This is a genomic window from Streptomyces sp. NPDC002867, from assembly GCF_053591895.1.
On sequence record NZ_JBSFUR010000100.1, the window covers coordinates 1 to 4,456 of the forward strand.

Below are 4,456 nucleotides of genomic sequence, written 5' to 3' on the forward strand. Positions count from 1 at the left end.
CGGCGTTCGGCCGACTGCTGTGTGTTCTCGCGAACATTGACTCCGGCCCGACCCGGATGCCTCCCATCGAGCTGAACATCTGCTGCCGCGACTCGTGAACCGAGTCACGGCGACAAGCCCGGCGCTGGGTGTCCCGGGAGCGGAGGCCCGGGACACCCAGCCGCGGGCCGTACAGGGGCCGCCGAACGGGTCCACTGTACGCCTCCGAGTGGATGAACGGCCTTCGGGCAAAGAGCAGTTCACACCCGGTTCGCCGCACGGCTCGGGCCCACGGTGGCGCGCTGAGCGGAGCGCCCACGACGGGCTCGGCCACTTCGCGGCAGCAGCTGCTCCCCCTCGGCCGCGGCCGAGGGCGCGGTCTCCTCACGCGCCCGTCATACGCGACGGCGGGAGTACGGCGAGCGGCCCGACTCCGGCGGAGTCGACGGCACACCGCACCCGAACCGGGTCCACCCCTCCCGTAGCCGGCCTCTTCTCGGTCACCACGGCCGCCGCCGTAGTCGGCAACGCGCCCGCCACGTAAACCGCTCACCGTGGCAACTCGCCGAGATGGGCGTCGACATCGCCCTGGAGGACTTCGGCACGGGCTACTCGAACCTGGCCAGCCTGCGCCGCCTCCCGGTGAGCGTCCTCAAGCTGACCGCTCCTTCACCCAGGGCATGCAGCACCCGGCCGACCCCCGTCGACCTGAAGATCGTGGAGGGCATCGTCTCGCTGGCGCACAGCTTGGAGCTGACCGCACCGTCGAGGGCGTGGAGACCGCCGCTCAGGCCCGCCGGCTGCGCGAATGGGCTGCGACACGGCCCAGGGCTGGTACTACGCCCGCCCCGGCGCCCCGGACCGCATCCACTCGCTGGTGCTGGCGGACACGGTGTGAGGCGCCGCGCCCCGGCACCGCTCATGCCCGGCGCCTCACCGTGCCGCGTCCCCGCGTCTCACCAGTCGTCCCCGATGTCGAAGTTCGAGGCGACGGGCATGCCCTCGTCCTCCAGGGCGATCAGCAGATACCTGCCCAGCGCGTCGAGGCCGTCGTACAGCCTCTCCGCGAGCTGCCAGGTCTCCACGTCCGCGGAACGGGACACGGGGACGACGTAGGCCGGGGCCCTGTCCAGCGGGCCGTCCCCCTCGGGGTCGGCGACCACCAGGCGCACACTGAGGTCGTCGTTCTCGAACCAGTACGACCACGCGCCGGACGGGGGGCGGCCGCCGGTCTCCTCGGCGAGGGCGACGCCCAGGATCCGGTTGACGTCGCCGCGGATCTCGTCGGCGAACGCCGCGCGGTCCCAGGCGGCCTGCGCGGGACCGACGTGCACCGCGAAGTCCTTCTTGTAGCCGCCGTGCGGCTCGAACCGTCCCACCACGCCATGCTCCTAAAGCAGCGGGTCGTGCTCACCGGCCGGGTGTCGGTACTCGCCGACCGAATTCGAACACGAGTATGGTTTGGTCATGGCCGGAACCGACTTCCCCGACGACCTGCGTGCCGCGCAGACCCGCCTTCACCAGGCGACCTCCGAGCTGGCCGCCCTCTGCCGGAGCCTGCCGTGGAGCGTGGAACCCATGCCGGGCCGGCATGGGACCGAGCACCCGCACACCGGCGTCGTGACCGGCGGCCGCGAGGCCAGTCCCGGGTGGACCGAGGACCAGAAGCAGGCGGTGAAGCGGCTGCGGATGGAGTGCGCCGACTTGTCGGTCCGTGTCGCTGCGCACCCGTTCTGGGAGACCGTGGACGGGGAGAAGCGTGTGGCGGAGCGGATGCGGCTGAAGCAGGCCACGCGGCCGGCCGCCGCGCCCGTGGTCGACGTCGAGACCGCCGCCTGACCGGCTGGCACCGTGATGTCCGAGTCCGTACCCGAGCTGTCGCGCCTCCAGAAGCTGCGCATCGTGGAGGCGTACCAGGCGTACCAGCTCGGTCGGACACGCGAGACGATCCGGCAGCTGGAGGCCGACGAGGCGGCGGCGCTGAAGCGGGAGCGCGCCGCCCGCGAAGGGTCCTCGTGGAAGGTCGAGCCGTCCCGGGCCAAAGCGGATGACTTCGCGATCCTGCACCGCGGCGGCTGCCACATGTACCAGCACCCGATGGGCTGGCTGAACCGCGAGGAGGCACTGATCGCTCTGGAACTGCCCGACATCAAGTCCTGTGAGATCTGCAGGCCAGAGAGCGGGCTGGGCAGCTGATCGGGGGGCGCCCGTCCTGCCGGGCGGGGAGGCCCCGGCTCACGGGGCGGCAGTCATCGGTGCAGGAACCCGATGGAGATGGCTGCGGCAAGCCCGGTGGCGAGCACCACCAGGCAGCCGGTGAACAGGAAGCGTGGCATGGGGCGATTGAACCCCGAGCCTCGCGAGCCGCCGGTGAGGCGCTGGCGGTCCTTCGGCGGGTCACCACGAAGGGTGGAGCGCCCGGCGCATCCGGTGGCGGGCATGGGCCGCCCTCCCGTGGGGGGCCGGGAGGGACTGGCCCCCGCCCGACGTGACCGGGCGGGGTCCGCACAGCATGCACGGGAATCAGTCACCAGGGAAGAGGGTGGCTGAAAACCGCGCGGGGCTCAGGGGAGCCCGGCACGCTTCGCCGCCTGGATGCTCTCCTCCAGCGCGGCCATCAAGTCCACTGCCGGCGAGGCCGCCTCCAGCTCGGGCGGCGTGCCGCCGCCGGCCTTGGCCGCGACGAGCTGCTCCAGGGCGTGCGCGTACTCGTCGTGGAGGTCGCGTACCTCGATGCCGGTCAGTTCCCTGATCAGGACCTCGGCCAGCTCCAGTTCCCGGTCCGTGACCGGTCCCGAGGGGGCGACGTCGCCCGGGTCGCGCAACTCGCCTTCCCAGAGCAGGGTCTGGAGGACGAGGATGCCGTGCCGTGGCCGCAGCAGCGCCAGGCGCTCGCGACTCCTGATGGCGATCTTGGCCACGGCCACGTAGCCGATCCGGGCGAGCGCCTCGAGCTTCCCCGTCAAGTGCTTCTGTTCAGTCTCAGGTCGGGGATCAATCGAACCGAGTTGGCGGGAGCGATGAGTCCGGCTCGGGGTTCTCAAGTCATTCGTGAGACGGCCTCGACTGGTAAGCCCGCATGTTGAGGTGTCGCGTATTCAGCGGCTGGGGCCGACCTTTGATTACTGACTGTCGACGGTGACGGTGGTCCAGCGCGGGTCAATGTGGCCCAGCCATGCGTCTTGGTCCCGTCGGTGGTGAAGCGGTACACCGAGCGGCCGAAGACGGCGTACGAGCACAAGTGGGAGATCCGGGACGCCTACGAGTACCACTCCGGGTCCCTCCCTTCTCTCGATAGGCTCGGATGACGATCCGTAGTGCGGGCCCACGGGGGGAGCAAGGTGGACGGCGAACTGATCACCGCGATCGCGGCCACTGCGGTGAGCGCCGGGGCGGCTGGGGTCGCGTTCTGGCAGGCTCACATCGCCAAAGGCGCAGCCCGGTCTGCCGAAGCGCAAGTGCGGTCTGCCGAAACGCAGGTGGCCCTGATGCTGCGTCAGGTCCAGGGTGAGGAAGCGGGCCGAGCAGATGCCCGCGGTCCGCAGTTCACCATCGAAAAGGGGTACACCGACGCTTCCGACGCGAACGTGCCGCGCGGGGTGCTGGCGCTGCGGCAGACCTCCGGCCCGGCGCTCCGCTCGGTCATCGTCAGCGCAACAGGCGAAGGCGTCGAGGGCATGCGTGGTGCCCGCAACGCCTCAAGCCCCTGGGGCTACGACCGAATGGCGAGCCTCGACATCGGACCGATGGCCGCCGGCGGCACCGCAACCGTCTATGTGGACCTCAACTTCGACACGCACGAAACGAGGGTTCTATTCCACTTGGAGTGCCAGGCCCAGACAGGGGCGGATGTCTGGCAGCGGGCCGTCGCACAGTGGATCGAGCCCCCGCCAACGACAACGACCATTGGATACTCATTCCGCCGATGACCGGACGTCGACCAGCCCGCGAAGGGGAAGTAGCCACGGCGGAGCACGACGGAGCTGCCTCCGAACGCGCCCCCGGGCACGGTGCGGGTGGCCACCGGCACCATGGCCCGGCACGTGAACGCCCAGGAGGCGCAGGACTTCGGCATCTCCATCGAGCGGTCCTGCCTGGTGATCGAGCAGGTCTTCTACGACGCCGAGGGTACGGGTGGACTGGTGGGCTCGCGTGTTCAGGTGCTGCGTATTCCACGTGGGGGGCCTAGGCACTGTTTCTCGGATCTCCTGACGTGGGTGGGATGTTGGGGGCAGGCTGGCTGTATGGGTCGTGGGGATCTGACGAATGCGGAGTGGGATCGGCTGGAGTCGTTCTTACCTCGTGGTGGTACGCGTGGGGGCCGGTGGAGTGATCACCGTCGGGTGATCAACGGGGTGTTGTACCGGGTGCGGACGGGTGTCCAGTGGCGGGACCTGCCGGAGCGGTTCGGGCCGTGGGAAACGGTCTACAAGCGGCATCGCCGCTGGTCAGCAGATGGAACGTGGAAGATGCTCCT

General features: G+C 70.1%; 7 protein-coding genes and 1 pseudogene. 5 read left to right on the forward strand and 3 right to left on the reverse strand.

Annotated elements, in window-relative coordinates; genetic code table 11:
* Window positions 1-549 precede the first annotated feature (549 nt).
* A pseudogene (locus tag ACWD0A_RS34575) lies at window positions 550-675 on the forward strand (EAL domain-containing protein); the annotation flags it as partial.
* Between the two features lie 260 nt (window positions 676-935).
* On the opposite strand, the gene ACWD0A_RS34580 reads toward ACWD0A_RS34575, so the two are convergent.
* Window positions 936-1,361 carry a hypothetical protein gene (locus ACWD0A_RS34580; protein ID WP_451304663.1) on the reverse strand — a complete coding sequence of 142 codons (426 nt, stop codon included), beginning with the start codon at window positions 1,359-1,361 and terminating at the stop codon, window positions 936-938.
* 85 nt (window positions 1,362-1,446) lie between these two features.
* Here ACWD0A_RS34580 and ACWD0A_RS34585 point away from each other — a divergent pair, with 85 nt between their 5' ends.
* Window positions 1,447-1,818, forward strand: a complete 372-nt coding sequence (locus ACWD0A_RS34585; protein WP_451304665.1) for a hypothetical protein — start codon at window positions 1,447-1,449, stop codon at window positions 1,816-1,818.
* Window positions 1,819-1,833: 15 nt separating this feature from the next.
* Entirely contained in the window at window positions 1,834-2,175 is a 342-nt protein-coding gene (locus ACWD0A_RS34590) for a DUF6233 domain-containing protein (protein WP_451304667.1), read from the forward strand.
* Window positions 2,176-2,228: 53 nt separating this feature from the next.
* Here the strand turns inward: ACWD0A_RS34590 and ACWD0A_RS34595 are convergent, their stop codons facing one another.
* Together ACWD0A_RS34595 and ACWD0A_RS34600 are read right to left on the reverse strand one after the other, a co-directional pair.
* Window positions 2,229-2,420, reverse strand: coding sequence for a hypothetical protein (locus ACWD0A_RS34595; RefSeq protein ID WP_451304669.1), 192 nt, complete (start codon window positions 2,418-2,420; stop codon window positions 2,229-2,231).
* A 123-nt stretch (window positions 2,421-2,543) separates the two neighbouring features.
* Window positions 2,544-2,945, reverse strand: coding sequence for a Ku protein (locus ACWD0A_RS34600; protein WP_451304671.1), 402 nt, complete (start codon window positions 2,943-2,945; stop codon window positions 2,544-2,546).
* Window positions 2,946-3,320: 375 nt separating this feature from the next.
* On the opposite strand from ACWD0A_RS34600, the gene ACWD0A_RS34605 reads away from it, so the two are divergent.
* Both ACWD0A_RS34605 and ACWD0A_RS34610 read left to right on the forward strand, forming a co-directional pair.
* Window positions 3,321-3,908, forward strand: a complete 588-nt coding sequence (locus ACWD0A_RS34605; protein ID WP_451304672.1) for a hypothetical protein — start codon at window positions 3,321-3,323, stop codon at window positions 3,906-3,908.
* Window positions 3,909-3,995: 87 nt separating this feature from the next.
* Window positions 3,996-4,456: transposase (locus tag ACWD0A_RS34610; protein ID WP_451304673.1), on the forward strand; the 461-nt coding region annotated here is incomplete at its 3' end.

Bases quoted from the DNA above. Each gene is read 5' to 3' on its own strand.
- ACWD0A_RS34585 (WP_451304665.1), top strand. From the start codon at position 1,447: ATGGCCGGAACCGACTTCCCCGACGACCTGCGTGCCGCGCAGACCCGC.
- ACWD0A_RS34590 (WP_451304667.1), top strand. From the start codon at position 1,834: ATGTCCGAGTCCGTACCCGAGCTGTCGCGCCTCCAGAAGCTGCGCATC.
- ACWD0A_RS34595 (WP_451304669.1), bottom strand. From the start codon at position 2,420: ATGCCCGCCACCGGATGCGCCGGGCGCTCCACCCTTCGTGGTGACCCG.